This window comes from Vreelandella massiliensis, from assembly GCF_900155385.1.
GTDB classification, from domain to species: domain Bacteria; phylum Pseudomonadota; class Gammaproteobacteria; order Pseudomonadales; family Halomonadaceae; genus Vreelandella; species Vreelandella massiliensis.
This window is the reverse complement of the sequence record NZ_LT699745.1, coordinates 1280456-1294989: the sequence shown is the minus strand read 5'-3', so window position 1 is coordinate 1294989 and position 14534 is coordinate 1280456. Positions and strand designations below refer to the sequence as shown.

The 14534-nt window shown below is 60.9% G+C and carries 14 protein-coding genes and 1 tRNA gene; 8 read left to right on the top strand and 7 right to left on the bottom strand.

All coding sequences use genetic code 11. From position 1 onward, the window contains the following. The 3 genes from BQ9846_RS10725 to BQ9846_RS10715 form a co-directional block, all read right to left on the bottom strand. Complete coding sequence (locus tag BQ9846_RS10725; RefSeq protein ID WP_083651562.1) at positions 1 to 1491, bottom strand: complex I subunit 5 family protein; 1491 nt, start codon at positions 1489 to 1491, stop codon at positions 1 to 3. Next, complete coding sequence (locus BQ9846_RS10720; RefSeq protein WP_083651560.1) at positions 1488 to 2165, bottom strand: hydrogenase subunit MbhD domain-containing protein; 678 nt, start codon at positions 2163 to 2165, stop codon at positions 1488 to 1490. The genes BQ9846_RS10725 and BQ9846_RS10720 overlap by 4 nt, the downstream gene beginning before the upstream one ends. A 122-nt stretch (positions 2166 to 2287) precedes the next feature. Continuing rightward, positions 2288 to 2374 (bottom strand) — tRNA-Leu (locus tag BQ9846_RS10715). A gap of 202 nt (positions 2375 to 2576) precedes the next feature. Here BQ9846_RS10715 and bioB point away from each other — a divergent pair. Genes bioB through bioA form a run of 6 tightly spaced genes read left to right on the top strand, consistent with a single transcriptional unit; the run spans position 2577 to position 8300 of the window. Further along, positions 2577 to 3659, top strand: coding sequence for a biotin synthase BioB (gene bioB / locus BQ9846_RS10710; RefSeq protein WP_144049413.1), 1083 nt, complete (start codon positions 2577 to 2579; stop codon positions 3657 to 3659). Next, positions 3646 to 4791 carry an 8-amino-7-oxononanoate synthase gene (gene bioF / locus BQ9846_RS10705; RefSeq protein ID WP_075880953.1) on the top strand — a complete coding sequence of 382 codons (1146 nt, stop codon included), beginning with the start codon at positions 3646 to 3648 and terminating at the stop codon, positions 4789 to 4791. Before bioB ends, bioF begins: the two co-directional genes overlap by 14 nt. Next, positions 4788 to 5522: an alpha/beta fold hydrolase gene (locus BQ9846_RS10700; RefSeq protein ID WP_075880952.1), complete on the top strand. Its 735-nt coding sequence runs from the start codon at positions 4788 to 4790 to the stop codon at positions 5520 to 5522. The genes bioF and BQ9846_RS10700 overlap by 4 nt, the downstream gene beginning before the upstream one ends. After that, positions 5519 to 6310, top strand: coding sequence for a malonyl-ACP O-methyltransferase BioC (bioC, locus tag BQ9846_RS10695; protein ID WP_075880951.1), 792 nt, complete (start codon positions 5519 to 5521; stop codon positions 6308 to 6310). Before BQ9846_RS10700 ends, bioC begins: the two co-directional genes overlap by 4 nt. Continuing rightward, positions 6307 to 7026: a dethiobiotin synthase gene (bioD, locus tag BQ9846_RS10690; protein WP_075880950.1), complete on the top strand. Its 720-nt coding sequence runs from the start codon at positions 6307 to 6309 to the stop codon at positions 7024 to 7026. The genes bioC and bioD overlap by 4 nt, the downstream gene beginning before the upstream one ends. Beyond that, positions 7023 to 8300, top strand: a complete 1278-nt coding sequence (gene bioA, locus BQ9846_RS10685; RefSeq protein WP_075880949.1) for an adenosylmethionine--8-amino-7-oxononanoate transaminase — start codon at positions 7023 to 7025, stop codon at positions 8298 to 8300. The genes bioD and bioA overlap by 4 nt, the downstream gene beginning before the upstream one ends. Before the next feature lie 17 nt (positions 8301 to 8317). On the opposite strand, the gene BQ9846_RS10680 is transcribed toward bioA, so the two are convergent. The 3 genes from BQ9846_RS10680 to BQ9846_RS10670 form a co-directional block, all read right to left on the bottom strand. Then, a complete protein-coding gene (locus BQ9846_RS10680) occupies positions 8318 to 9031 on the bottom strand; it encodes an SIR2 family NAD-dependent protein deacylase (protein ID WP_075880948.1) in 714 nt (237 codons plus the stop codon). 137 nt (positions 9032 to 9168) lie between these two features. Continuing rightward, positions 9169 to 10935 carry a bifunctional isocitrate dehydrogenase kinase/phosphatase gene (gene aceK / locus BQ9846_RS10675; RefSeq protein WP_075880947.1) on the bottom strand — a complete coding sequence of 589 codons (1767 nt, stop codon included), beginning with the start codon at positions 10933 to 10935 and terminating at the stop codon, positions 9169 to 9171. Between the two features lie 71 nt (positions 10936 to 11006). Beyond that, on the bottom strand, positions 11007 to 11504 hold the full coding sequence (locus BQ9846_RS10670; RefSeq protein ID WP_075880946.1) for a CIA30 family protein: 498 nt from the start codon (positions 11502 to 11504) through the stop codon (positions 11007 to 11009). A gap of 68 nt (positions 11505 to 11572) precedes the next feature. Here BQ9846_RS10670 and BQ9846_RS10665 point away from each other — a divergent pair, with 68 nt between their 5' ends. Together BQ9846_RS10665 and BQ9846_RS10660 are read left to right on the top strand one after the other, a co-directional pair. Continuing rightward, on the top strand, positions 11573 to 12199 hold the full coding sequence (locus BQ9846_RS10665) for a class I SAM-dependent methyltransferase (RefSeq protein WP_075880945.1): 627 nt from the start codon (positions 11573 to 11575) through the stop codon (positions 12197 to 12199). Between the two features lie 26 nt (positions 12200 to 12225). Continuing rightward, on the top strand, positions 12226 to 12501 hold the full coding sequence (locus tag BQ9846_RS10660) for a TIGR03643 family protein (protein ID WP_075880944.1): 276 nt from the start codon (positions 12226 to 12228) through the stop codon (positions 12499 to 12501). A 21-nt stretch (positions 12502 to 12522) separates the two neighbouring features. Here BQ9846_RS10660 and BQ9846_RS10655 read toward each other — a convergent pair whose 3' ends face one another. Continuing rightward, positions 12523 to 14526 (bottom strand): RecQ family ATP-dependent DNA helicase, encoded by a 2004-nt coding sequence (locus tag BQ9846_RS10655; protein WP_075880943.1) that lies wholly within the window; start codon positions 14524 to 14526, stop codon positions 12523 to 12525. Positions 14527 to 14534: the final 8 nt, after the last annotated feature.

Sequence of the window (14534 nt, the reverse complement as noted above, 5' to 3'; positions counted from 1 at the left end):
TCATACGCCACTGCCCTGCAACAGCCACAAAGGCCAGTAGGCAAACAGGCCCAACAACAGTGAGGCTAGCGCCAAAAAGAGCGCCATCACGTTCATCTCCAACGAAAGTGGCTTAAAGACATTGCGCGGGGCTGACTCCATAAAAGAGTAGCGAAACAGACGAAAAATATAGGCGGCGGTTAACAACGTGCCGATAAGAAGCACGACGATCATCCACCACTGAGCGGTGAGCATTATCGCGTGGAGTAACTGCCATTTGGCGATGAACCCAGCACTCGGCGGCAACCCCATCAAGGTCACCGAAGCAAGACCAAACGCTAAAAGTGAAAGGGGTAACCGGCGGCTGGTACCCGCCAGGCCCTTCAACGTGCTTTCGCCGGTGGCAAAAATCAGGTTACCCGCGGCCATGAACATGGAGGCTTTTGCCAACGCATGGCCCGTCAACTGCAGCCAAAACCCTTCCCACGCCAACTGTTGTGCTTGAGCACTGACATAAGGCGCTAGCAACAGCGGAAAGGCCAACATGAGATACCCGAGTTGTGCCACTGTGGAAGAAGCCACCAACCCTTTGAGCGTCTCCGCACGCCACGCGGTCAACCCACCCCATACGATGGCAAGCGCCCCAAACATCGCCACGAGAGCCGGCACGGCAGCATTTGTCGGTAGCAGCAAACTCCAGAGCATAAGTAACATATAGAGCGACGCCTTGATGACCAACGCTGCGTGCAGCGCACTCACCGGCGTCCAAGCGTTGCCATGCACAGGGGCTAACCAGGCATGCAAAGGGAAGAGTGCTGCTTTCAGCGCCAGCCCCGCTCCCATTAGCGCCGCCGCAATCCCGGCCACAGGGCCTGGGCTGACTTGATCCGCCAACACCACCAGCGATAGCGTTCCCCACTGTCCCAGGATCAGCGCCACGCCAAGCAGATACAAAAGCGACCCCACCAGCGCCAATAGTAGGTAACGCATCCCGGCGACCAAGGCAGCGCTTTTGCCTGATAACAACAGCATGCCCACGGCGGACAGCCCCATCAGCTCCAGTGCTAAATAGAGCGTGAGCAAATCCACCGCCATCCAGATCAGCGAGAGCGTGGCGACCAGCACACCCATCATTCCCCACAGCCAGCGGCCCAGCGTAGGCGTGAGCATTTGCCGAAGCATGCTTGGCGTGTACAGCGCCGCTGCCAACGCAATCAGCTGCGTGACGAGCAGCATCAGCACCGCGACGCCGTTCAAACGCAAAGTAAACGCAATACTGCCAAGCGAGAACACCACTTGCTGAACCCCTGCCGTGATGAAGCTGGCCAGCAGCGCTACGCCGCTCATCATCACCAATAGACCGGCTAATAACACCGGCCAAACGCGTCGAGGGGGAAAGCATGCCCCTAAAGCACCCAGCAAAACAGGCAGTAACACGCTGGCCATCATCAGCCAGGGCGTACTCATAAGCGCTGGCAGCGGCGCCTCCCACAGCCCCCAACGCATGATCATCCCGCCTCCCTCTCGCCACCACCCGTTAGGCTCCGTTGGCCCTGCAGCCAATAGATACGCCGTATCAACAAAGACCCGAGTAGCGTGCCCAACCAAGCCACCAACAACCCGACCATAATCAACGCCTGCGCTTTGATTAGCGTACCCGCAAGCCCTGCCAACAGTAGAAACACGCCCGACCCCAGTACATTGAATGCCAATAAGCGACGTAATGAATGACGGTGCAGCGCAAAAGCTCCCAAGCCACTGGCGACCATAATGGCGCCTGCCACCATTAGTGGACTCTCCTCGAAGACATCGGAAAAGGTAGGCGTCAAGGTATAGAGTGCCAAGAGTAAAAGCACCAACCATCCTAGCGCCAGTAACACCCGAACACCGGCGTGTGGCCAGGTTTCTACCCGCCAATCGCGCTTAGGCAATAGCGGCGAACCCAGCGGCAGCACGCCCAAGGCATAGAAGAGCGCCGCTGGCGTTAGCACCGCGCCCAAGAGCAGCTCGGCGAGGGCGAGCCAAGGCGCTTCAAGGAGCCACCAGGCAAGCGTCAACGCTAGTGCGAAGACCACAAACATCACACAAGCGCGCAGCAGAAGCCGATCGAACAGCGTCGCCCACGACGCACCAATCAGCATAAGCGCGAGCACTGTTTCGACCGAATAAAGAGAGGGGGTCAACATCCGCCTTCGCCACAGTATGTTTATCGACTAATGGGAAGGTTACTTTGCGTTTTGTGCTGTGCTTTGTCGACTGACAAAAACATCAGACACAAAAAAAGGCGCCTAAGCGCCTGATTTTAAAGTGGTGCCGGTGGTCAGACTCGAACTGACACGCCTTTTACAGCGGCGGATTTTGAATCCGCTGCGTCTACCAATTCCGCCACACCGGCAATGGCTGGGCATTATACGGATTTCACCTTCGGGGTCAATCACATTGGCGAAGTTTGGGCTGAGATAAAAGCGCCTATGCGCACTGCTGCCTTATTAAGCTGATGCCGGCACTTGCGTAAACCAATGATAAAAACCAAGTTGACAACAAAAAGCCTTGGCCGATAAAGTCGCGTCAACTTTCAAAATCAAAAAGGTTTACCCGTGACCACCGCTGCCGCTTCCGCCAATATTGCCGCCCCTCGACACGACTGGACGCTCGACGAAATCAATGTGCTGTTCGCGCTTCCGTTCAACGATCTTCTCTTTCAAGCCCAGCAAGTGCACCGAGCGCACTTCGACGCCAATGCGGTGCAGGTCTCGACCTTGCTATCGATCAAAACCGGCGCCTGCCCCGAGGATTGCAAATACTGCCCGCAGTCGGGTCACTACAACACTCAACTCGAAAAAGAGAAGCTACTTGAGATTGAAAAAGTGGTGACGCAAGCCAAAGCGGCCAAAGAGGCGGGGGCCAGCCGTTTCTGCATGGGCGCGGCGTGGCGCAGCCCGCGGGATAAAGACCTTCTCGCGGTGGAAGAGATGGTTCGCCAGGTCAAAGCCTTAGGGCTAGAAACCTGCATGACGCTCGGCATGGTCGATGGCGAGCAGGCCAACCGACTGGCTGCGGCGGGGCTGGATTACTACAACCACAACCTGGATACCTCGCCGGATTACTACGGCGAGATCATCACCACCCGTACCTATAGCGATCGCCTGGAAACGCTGGCCACCGTGCGCGAAGCGGGCATGAAGGTGTGCTCGGGCGGCATTCTCGGCATGGGGGAAGGCGCTAGGGATCGCAGCGCGCTGCTGCAGGAACTCGCCAAGCTCAGCCCGCACCCCGAGTCCGTGCCGATTAATATGCTGGTCAAAGTCCCCGGCACGCCGCTGGAGGATGTCGAGGACCTGGACCCACTTGAGTTTATTCGGGCGATTGCGGTGGCGCGCATTATGCTGCCGCAAAGCCACGTACGCCTTTCCGCCGGCCGCGAGCAGATGAGCGAATCGACCCAGGCACTGGCCTTTATGGCCGGCGCCAACTCGATTTTCTACGGCGATAAGCTGCTCACCACCGGCAACCCCCAGGCAGAGCGTGACCGGGCGCTGTTCGCCAAACTCGGCTTGCACCCTGAGCGGCGCACCACCTGCGAAGATGACGATACTCATGCCGAGCGCTTAGCCCGACAAGCCGAGCAACACGCCCGCGCCGAGCGTGTGGCGGCCCTGGCGGTGGATGCAAGTGTCTGAAGCGTGGCAACAGCGGCTCGTCAGCGCGCGCGAGCAGCGCCTTGCCCAAAAGCGTTGGCGTAGCCGGCGTGTGAACGAAGGCGGGATGCGGGATTTTGCCGGCAATGACTATCTCGGTTTGGCCCACGACCCGCGTGTCCAAGCCGCTCAGAGTGAAGGCGCGCGCCGCTTTGGCGCGGGGGCCGGGGCTTCGCACTTGGTCAGCGGCCACTTGAGCGTCCACGAGGCGCTGGAAGAGGCCCTGGCCGAATGGACCGGACGCCCGCGCGCGCTGCTATTCTCTACCGGGTATATGGCCAATCTAGGGGTGCTGCAGGCGCTGGCCGATGCGCAAACGGCGATCTTTCACGACCGCCTGAACCACGCCTCGCTACTCGATGGCGCTACATTGAGCGGTGCCCGCTCGCGGCGCTACCACCACCGCGACGCTGATGACCTCACGCGCCTGTTAGCGCGCAGCGAGCGCCAATACAAACTCGTCGTCAGCGATGGCGTGTTCAGCATGGATGGCGACATCGCCGATATTCACGCCCTCGCCGAAGTTAGCCACCGGCATGGCGCCTGGCTGATGATCGACGATGCCCACGGCCTTGGCGTGCTGGGCGAAAAGGGGCATGGCTGTGTCGGCGGCTTCTCAAGCCACGACGTGCCTATTTTGGTCGGCACGCTGGGCAAGGCGCTCGGCACGGCGGGAGCGTTTGTGGCCGGCGATACCGCGTTGATCGAGCATATCACCCAGTTTGCCCGCAGCTATGTGTACACCACCGCCCAGCCGCCGAGTATTGCCGCGGCAACACTAAAAGCCCTCACCATTGTTCAGCACGAACCCGAGCACCGCCAGCGGCTTCACCGCCATATTGCCTATTTCCGCAAGCAGGCGCGCGCACTTGCGTTACCGCTGGGCGACTCCACCACGCCCATTCAACCACTGCTACTTGGCAGCGAGGCCCGAACGCTGGCATGGGCGACACAACTGGCGCAGCACGGTATTAGCGTGGGCGCCATTCGCCCGCCCACGGTGCCCAACGGCGAGGCCCGCCTGCGTATCACCTTAAGCGCTCGCCACACCCGCCACGACATCGACCGTTTGCTCGAAGGATTGGACGTTTGCCAGCGCGAGGAGGCACCGTGACACGCCAACGCCCGTATCCACACTTAGTGCTGCTCTCCGGCTGGGGCGTTGATCAACGCATCTGGCAGCCGCTAGCGCGCTACTGGCCTGCCCATATTAGCGTCTGTGCGGTTGACTGGCCGGGCTATGGCGATACGTCGGCGCTCCCCGAAAACGCCACGCTCGATTCACTTACCGACGCCATGGCCCATCAACTGCCCGATAACGCCGTGTGGGTCGGCTGGTCGCTGGGTGCCCTGCTCGCCACCGCGCTGCTCGATAAGCTCCCCGCGCCGCGCGCGCTTATTCTGCTGGGCGCCGGCGCGGCGTTTTGTAGCGATGACGGCGTGACCCAAGCCGAACTGGCAAGCTTTCGCCGTGCTTTTGCCCGCGATCCCAACGCCACCTGGCGGCACTTCTTACGTTGGCAGGCGCAGGGGGAGCCCAACGCCCGCCACGCGCACGCGCAGATGCGTGACCTGCTGGGAAACGCGCCGAGCGCTGATCACGCCACCTTGGCGAAGGGTCTTACGTGGCTAGCAACGCTGAATAATCACCAGCGCCTGGCGAATGCCCCCTGCCCGGTCGCGCGCGTGGTGGGTGAGCACGACCCGCTGTTGGGCAGTGCGGCACGCGCCAAGGCCACCACGCTTGCGCGTGCCGGGCACTGCCCCATGCTCTCTCAGCCTGAGCGCCTTGCCGCGCTGCTTGCTGCCCAAGCCGACACACTGACCTCGGGGGAGACACCATGAGCACCTCAGCGGCGTTACTCGAAGAGCCCGCAAGCCTATGGCAGGCGAAAGTCGCGCACGCCTTCTCCCGCGCGGCGCCGCATTATGACCGCCTTGCCAGCGCTCAGCGCCATATTGGCGAGTCACTCTGGGAAGGTTTACCCGAGACGGCCACCCGGGTACTCGATCTGGGTTGCGGCACCGGCTACTGGAGCAACCGGCTCGCGTCACGCTACCCGCACGCCCGCGTCACCGGGCTCGACATTGCCCCTGGCATGCTGGCGCACGCCAGGGTGCGCTACGGCACGCGCATCACCTGGCAGCAGGGCGATGCCGAAACCCTGCCGTTTGAAAAGCCTGCTTTTGATGTGGTGTTCTCCAATCTGGCGATTCAGTGGTGCCGCGACAACCACGCCGTGATGCGCGCGCTTAAGCGGGTATTAAGCGTTGGCGGTCAGGCGCATATCACCACCCTACTGCCCGGTACGCTCGCGGAGGTCGCTTTCGCCTGGCAGCGCCCCGAGGCGCTGCTGCCCCTGCCCGGTGCCCGCGAGCTTCACGGCATCATTGAGTCAAGCGGGCTGGTATTGCTAAGGCAATCCATTGAGCCGCGCACGTTTTACTACCCCGACCTTCACGCCGTCATGGCATCGATCAAAGGCGTCGGCGCTCAGGTAGCAAGAGCGGACGCCCGGCTCACCCGCGCCGAGCTTGCCGCCGCCAAAGCACGCTTTGAAACGCTACGCGAGCCTCAAGGCCTGCCCGTGAGCTATCACTGTTTCACCCTGCAGTTGGAAAATCCCCAATGAACGCCTTTTTTGTTACCGGCACCGATACCGACGCAGGCAAAACCCTGGTCACAAGCGCGCTGCTCTATGCCGCCAAAAAGCAGCGCCTTAGCACGCTGGGGCTCAAGCCGATCGCTTCCGGCAGCCACATGACCGCCGAGGGGCTGCGCAACAGCGATGCCTTGGCACTACAAGCGCAAAGCGAGCCGTCAGTGGCCTACCAAACGGTGAACCCTTGGGCCTTTGCCCCCGCCATCGCCCCGCATATCGCGGCGAGCGAGGCCGGCCAAACGCTCAGTGCCCACCACGTCGTGGCCGCCCTCAACGCAGCGCGCACCGAGACGCTAAGAGACCTCACCCTGATCGAAGGCGCCGGCGGCTGGCGCGTTCCCCTCAACGCGCGCGAGGACTTCTCCGCTATTCCTTGCGCCATGGGTTTGCCGGTTATCCTGGTGGTAGGGCTGAAGCTCGGGTGCATTAACCATGCACGTCTCACGGCAGAGGCGATTATCCATGATGGCCTGACGCTCGCGGGCTGGGTGGGCAGCGTGGTGGATGCCGATTTTGCCGCCGAGCCCGCGCGCTACAGCGCCAATCTGGCCCACCTGGAAGCCCGCCTGCCCGCGCCGTGCCTGGGCGTCATCCCTCACCTTGAGGCTCCCTCGGCCCAGACCGCGCACCGCTATCTCTCGCTGGCCCCGCTACTCTCTTCAGCACTCTCCCAGGAGCCGCTATGACCTCGCCCGTTTGGCACCCATACGCGCACCTCAAAACCCAGACACCCGCACCCAAAGTGGTGGGAGGTGAAGGCGCCCACTTCACGCTCGAAAGCGGCGAACGCCTGCTTGATGCGACATGCTCCTGGTGGTGCATGATCCACGGCTATCGCCACCCGCGCCTGGTCAACGCCATTCGCGAGCAGGCCGGCGAGCTTTGCCATGTCATGCTGGGTGGGTTAACTCACGAGCCCGCCGACCGGCTGGCGCGGGAACTGGTGCGCATTACGCCAGAAGGGCTTAACCACGTTTTCTACTCCGACAGTGGCTCGGTGGGCATGGAGGTGGCGATGAAGATGGCGCTGCAGTATCAGGTGCTCACGGGCCACCCGGAAAAGCAGCGCATGCTCTCGTTGATGAAGGCGTACCACGGCGACACCACCGGCTGCATGGCGGTGTGCGACCCGGAAGAGGGCATGCACAGCCTGTTCTCCAGCCTGCTGCCGGAGCACCACTTTGCCCCCGCGCCCAAGGCGGGATTTGACGCCACGCCCGATCAGGTGGCGCTGGATTTAGCCGCGCTTCGCGAGGTGCTCGTGCGTCACCACCACGAGATCGCCGCCCTACTGATGGAGCCGCTGCTCCAAGCCGCTGGCGGACTCAACATGACCTCGCCGGAGTACCTGCGCGGCGCCCGCGCGCTGTGCGATGAGTTCGGCGTGCTGCTGATTTTTGACGAAGTCGCCACCGGCTTTGGCCGCACCGGCAAGCTCTTCGCCGCCGACCACGCCGAGGTGACCCCCGATATCATGGTGCTCTCCAAGGGGCTCACCGGCGGCTATCTGGGCCATGCGGCCACGCTTGCCCATGACCGCGTGCACGACGCCTTTATTGGCGACAGCGAGCACCACGCCTTTATGCACGGCCCGACTTTCATGGGCAATCCGCTCGCCTGCCGCGTGGCGCTGGAGAGTCTGCGCGTGTTTGAGGAGGAGGATTACTTGGGCAAAATTGCCACCCTCAACGGCTTGCTGCAGCGCGAACTGCGCGACGATAAGACGCTAAACGGCCACCCGGACGTCGCCGATGTGCGCGTGCTGGGCGCCACAGCGGTGATCGAGGCACGCTCGGCGCAGGCACTCAAAGGAGTGGGGGATTTTGCCCGCCAACGGGGCGTATGGCTGCGCCCGATTGGCCGCTTTCTCTACACCATGCCCGCCTATATCACCTCCGAGCCGGAAATGACCCACATTACCGACGTGATGAAAGCGTGGTTTTTAACGCGAAACGCTTAAGGCAGCCGTAGGTTTTTTTAAGGCAGCAAGAGGTTGCCCTGGCGCTTCCACTGATTGACCAAGGCGGGCACGCCCTCCCCTGCGGTGGTGTTGATCGCCAGCACGCCGGGCGGGCTTAGCTCGTCGGCGTTGGGGTCGACCACGGCACAGGGCGTTTCGTAGTCGATATGGGTTAACAGCGACGCCGCGGGCATCACGGCAAGCGAGGTGCCCACTACCAGCAGAAAATCCGCCTCGCCGGCGAGATCGCAGGCGTCGGGAAACAGCGGCACCGACTCGCCAAACCACACCACATCCGGGCGTAGCTGGCTGCCTTTGTCGCACAAATCGCCGATACCGATTCCGCCCTTGGGTAGCGGGTACTGCATACGCGTATCGACGCTGGAGCGGGCTTTGAGTATCTCGCCGTGCAGGTGGAGTACATGGCGCGAGCCGGCGCGCTCATGCAGGTCATCGATATTCTGGGTGATGATACTCACCTTGAAGCCTGCTTTTTCTAGGCTGGCCAGCGCCTTGTGGGCGGCATTGGGCTTGGCTTTGCGCACCTGCTCGCGGCGCATGTTATAGAAATCTAGCACCCGCTCAGGGTCACGCCGCCAGCCGCTGGGCGTGGCGACATCCTCCACCGGATGGTTCTCCCACAGGCCATCGCTGGCGCGAAAGGTTTTTATTCCGCTTTCGGCGCTAATCCCCGAGCCGGTAAACACCACCAAATGGGGTACGTCTGCCATACGCTTCGCTCCCTAACCACTCCCCCTGAGCTTGCGAAGGGTGCGTATATCGCGCACGGTCTTCGACAGGCTCAGCCCGAACGGGTTATTTGAGGTCTCAACCAACGAATATTGGCTTTAATACACTAATAGGGGCCTCAATAAACCAACTGCCCGGCGCTGCCGGCGAATCGCTGCTTGTTGCGGTACGGGTAGACATCAATCACGCGACCGTCAAGGATCGCCTGCTGCAGGCCTTGCCAATAATCCGCGTCGAAAAGCTCCGGGTGCAACTGATAGAACAGCTTGCGTAGCTGCACGTTAGCAAACAGAAACGGCCCGAACTCCTCTGGGAAAATATCATTCGGCCCCACGGAGTACCACGGCTCGCTGGACATCTCCTGCTCGGGGTAGAGCGGCTCAGGAATGTGGCGAAAGTTGCACTCGGTCAAATAGCAGATTTCATCGTAATCGTAGAAGATCACTCGCCCGTGGCGGGTCACCCCGAAGTTTTTCAGCAGCATATCGCCGGGAAAAATATTCGCCGCGGCGAGCTGTTTAATGGCGTTACCGTAATCCTTGAGAATGGTGACTTTCTCCTTCTCGCTGCACTCTTCCAGGTAGATATTGAGCGGCGTCATCATGCGTTCGGTGTAGCAGTGCTTGATAATCACCTTGTCGTCGCGCAGATAAACCGTCGAGGGGCACACTTCCAAAAGGTGCTCCAAGCACTCTGGCGAGAAGTGATCCTGGCGGGCAATGAAGTTGGAAAACTCCTGGGTATCCGCCATGCGCCCGACGCGGTCGTGGCGTTTGACCAAGCGGTACTTCTCGCGCACGTTCTCGCGGCTCATCTCCTTGGTGGGGTCGAATTTGTCTTTAATGATCTTAAAGACCGTGCGAAACGAGGGCAGCACGAACACCGCCATCACCATGCCGCGCACACCCGGGGCGATAATGAACTGATCCTCGCGCTTGGCGACCTGGCGGTTAAGGGCGCGGAAAAACTCGGTCTTGCCGTGTTTGAAAAAGCCAATCGAGGCGTAGAGTTCCCCCGCCGGCTTTTGCGGCATCAGCTCCTGTAAATAAGCGACGAACTCCCCCGGCACCGGCACCTCGACCTGAAAATAGGCGCGAGTGAACGAGAAAATAATCGAGACTTCGTCTGACTCGATCAACACCGTGTCCAGGTGCAGACGCGGGTCAGCGTCTTCCTGTTCGCCGAAGCCTTCGCCATGGAGTACCGGCAGCACCAGCGGCACCTGCTCGCCACCGCCATAAATCCGCCCAACGAGGTACGCGCCTTTGTTGCGGTAGAACACGTTTTTAAGGAGTTCCATCTCGGCGTCGTCGGCATGCACAATCGCCTCGGGGAGATTGGCCTCCAGAAACTCAGCCCCTAACTGCGTGTCACGGTCGATATCGGTAAAAGGATTTTCAAACGGCGCCTCCTCTAGCGCCCAGCGTAAGGCGGCTTGCCAGTCGCCGTTCACCGGCTGGCGCCGACACAGCTCGATACCGGAGTGGTGCGCCGCCCCTTCCCGCGAGCTGTAAACAAACATCCAGTCGTTGCGGATATGGCGGTGGTGAAAAATGGAGCAGAAAAGCGAGTTGAAAAACGTCTCCGAGAGTTCGTAGTCCAGCCGCTGATTGATCAGGTCGGCGTAGTGGATGCGCGCTTCGCGCCAGCACTCGCAATGGGTGAGCACATCGTGATGGAAGGTCCGCTTTAGCCGCCCCAAGGTGTCGCCCACCTTCTCTTCGTAAAGGTTGATACGCTCCGCCGACGCTTGCTGCGCTTCACGCCAGGCGGCGTCGCGAAAGCGCCGGCTGGCATCCTGAGTGATGTCTTTAAAGCGTGCGCGGTACTCATCGAAGCCGTGCAAGATGGTGGCAGCGAGACGGTAAGCGGGTGACAGTTTCACGGTGGTCTCCTCTCAGTTTTCCCTAGCTTCCCCGATTGCGCGACGACATACGAGGCGACCTTGGTGGGACGTCACTCAAGCGGCTTCAATTCGGTAACGCGCAGGCAGAACGGCCCCGCAGTGCGATCGGCGATCAGAAACCCCAGTTGGTGGATCGTTTGCGGCGCAAGCGACGGCGCATCGGTGAGCAGCGTGCCCCGGCGCACGGCTTCAAACTCGTGCCATGCGAAGTGCAGTGTCGTCCATTGGTGTTGAGGTGGGGTGAAGGTCACCCGGTAGGCGCTAGCATCGGTCAGCTGTGAGCTTTTCAAGCGCAGTTGGTAGGTGCGTCCATCGCCCTGTACGGTGAGGGTAACACCCCGCGCGGTATGCAGCGTGGGCTCAAAATCGCCCGGTTCGCGACGCACCGAGGCAAAACCGCCGCCGTTTTCCAGCGACACTTCGCCGTGAAACTGGCCTTCACCCGCTTTCACGGTGAAACCGCTCTGCGAGACGCCGCCCATCACATCGTCATTTACTGCGTACCAGCGGCTGGCTTCGTCTGAGTGTTCAAATGTTAACGCGTTCATTTCAACTCCGAAGGTACATTGTGCGTGTCATCGCCTAGACTAGTACTGTTAACGCGCTGGGAGAAAGCATGTTCAACACGACTCGTTGGAATCAAGTGCGCTACACCGCCTATGCACCGCTCTATGATGCGTTCACCGAGCGCCTACTTCGCCGCCCACGCCGTATTGCGTTGGGCCAAGTCGACTGGGAGCCCGGCATGCGGGTGCTGCTGGTGGGCGCCGGTACCGGGCTGGATGTTCCTTTTATCCCCGCGGAAGTCGAACTCCACGCCACCGACCTCTGCCCGGCCATGGTGAAGCGCGCGGCAAAGCGTGCCGAGCACCTGCAGCGCGATGTGGATTGCCACGTCATGGATGCCGAAGCCCTTGCGTATCCCGATGCGCATTTTGATGTCGTGGTGATGCACCTGATACTGGCCGTCATGCCCAACCCACAGCGTGGCCTTGCCGAGGCCCACCGCGTACTGAGGGACGATGGCCAACTCTGCGTCATGGATAAATTTCAGCCCGATGACCACCCGGCGGGGAGCGCACGCAAAGCGCTGAATGCCATCACATCAACTCTCGCCACCGATATCACCCGGCAAGCGCAACCACTGCTGCATGAGGCGGGGTTCTGGATTCGCCACGACGAGCCGGTACTGATGGGGTCGCTATTTCGCGCCCTGCTGGCGGCTAAAAAGCCGACAACATAAACCACTGAAGCGCAAGGAAACACTCTATGTCCCATGCTTGTGTCAAACGCTTTCACCGTCTTCCAGGCGATGAACAGTCGCGCCTAATCGAGATGGCTTGGGAAGACCGCACGCCTTTTGAGGCCATCGAAACCCTGTTTGGCTTGACCGAATCGGATGTGATCAAGATCATGCGTCATCAGCTCAAGCCGGCCTCATTTCGGCTCTGGCGCCAACGTGTTTCGGGGCGCAATACCAAACACCGCGCATTGCGCTCACCGGATGTCATGCGCGGCTACTGCCCGACGCAGTATAAGCGGTAAAAAAAGCCGCCTTTGACGCTCTCAGTTTCTGCTTGCATTGACCAAGAAACCCTCCGCCCAGTCACGCACCTCGGGGTAGGCGCGCTGCTCAAAGAGCGCAAAGCCATTGAGGCCACGCGCTTTTAGCGGGGTAAAGATCGGCATGGTTAGGCCGCACAGAAAGTGCGCCAGCCGCTGCGCGTTGGGTGGCTGGCCAAACTGTGCATGGTGGCGCTCTATAAAGGGCAGTGCGTGGCGCTGAAAATCCGTCGCCGATAACGGGGGGTGGGGCGGCGCCTCCGGTAGCCGCACCGGGTGGCCGTAACAGACCGAGCAGTGCCCACAGCGGCCCTGCTCGGTATTGCCGGGTGTATCAAAAGTGCTGTCGCCAAAATGCTCGGCCAGGCGCCGCGTGAGGCAGCTCTCGGTTTCAAACAGCGCCAGCATGGCGTGCAGCCGCTCGATTTCGGCGCGTTCTCGGGCCAAGCACTCGTCGTAAAGCTGACCCGCGAGTGTCTCAATCGAGAAGTGTGGCTGGCAGACCTCGAACACGTCGGTCATGCGCTTGCCTTCCAGGGTCAGCCAGCCCTTATCTTGAAAATACTCCAGCGCTGTGATCACGCGGACACGGGAAGTATCAATCTGCTGCGCCTGCCCCGCTCGGTGCAAGCGCTCGAAATCCACCGTGCCCCATGTGCGAGCAATGGGAATATGGTCGATCAACAGGCGCACAAAAGCGGCCCGCTCGCCGTTAAAGCGCGCCACTATTGATTCGGGTTCAAGGTGGTAGCGCAGCCGGTACTCGGCTAAAAAGGCGAAGCGCGGGGCGATAATGCCGTGCATTTCCAGCCGTACCAACAGCGTTTTTAGCGGCAGTAGGCGAATATTGGTATCGCGAGAAAGGGTATTGAGCAGCACCTCCCACTGGCACTCGGGCGCGGCGCCTGCCGTTGCGATCTCTTCCAGCAGACGATAAATACCGCGGTACTCGGGGGTATCGCCGTACACGAAGTTTTCCAGCACCCGTAGGCCATCGCGCCCGGCCAGGGTCAGGCAGGTGGAGGGCAAACCATCGCGCCCCGCCCGGCCAATCTCTTGGCTGTAGTTCTCGATCGATTTGGGCAGATCAAAGTGCACCACGTTGCGAATATTGCCCTTGTCGATGCCCATGCCAAAGGCGATGGTGGCGACGATACAGGGCGATTCGCCGCGCATAAATTGATGCTGAATATCATCCCGGCGGGCTGCATCCAGCCCCGCGTGATACGCCGTTGCGACGATACCCTGAGCCGTCAACGCCTTCGCCACCCGCTCGGCGGTGTGCTGGAGAGTGACATAAACAATCGTGGGCGCTTGGCTCCCCGGCTGCATTTGCGGCTTGAGCCAGTCAATCAGCTGCTGCTGGCGGTCTTGCCGCGCGGGCGCCACCAGCAACTCAAGGTTGGGTCGATAAAAGCCGGTCGTGATGACATTTTCGGGGGCAATGGCAAACTTTTCGCGCATATCGGCGATAACGGCGGGCGTTGCTGTGGCGGTGAGTAGCAGCGCCTGGGGGATGGCGAAATCGCGCTGGTAGTCCGGCAGCTTGAGATAATCGGGGCGAAAGTTATGTCCCCACTCGGAAATACAGTGGGCTTCGTCGACCACCAGCAGCGAAATAGGGACCTGGCGGAGAAAGTGGCGAAAGCGTTCGTTTTTCAGCCGCTCCACCGACACCATCAAAATCTTCAACTCGCCGCGTTTAGCGCGCTCCATCACCTCGCGGCCCGTCTCGCGATCCTGAGTGGAATCGATGCTGGCCGCCGCGATGCCTTGGCGTTCGAGAAACGCGAGCTGGTCCTGCATCAGCGCCAACAGCGGCGACACCACCAGGGTCAGGTGCGGCAAGTGCAGTGCCGGCAGCTGATAGCAAAGCGACTTACCGGCGCCGGTGGCGAAAATCGCCGCCGTTGAGCGGCCTTGCAAAACGCTGGAAATGACGGCCTGCTGGCCGCCGCGAAAATCATCAAAACCGAAGGTATCTTTGAGTGTCTGCCGCGGCGACATCGAGGGCC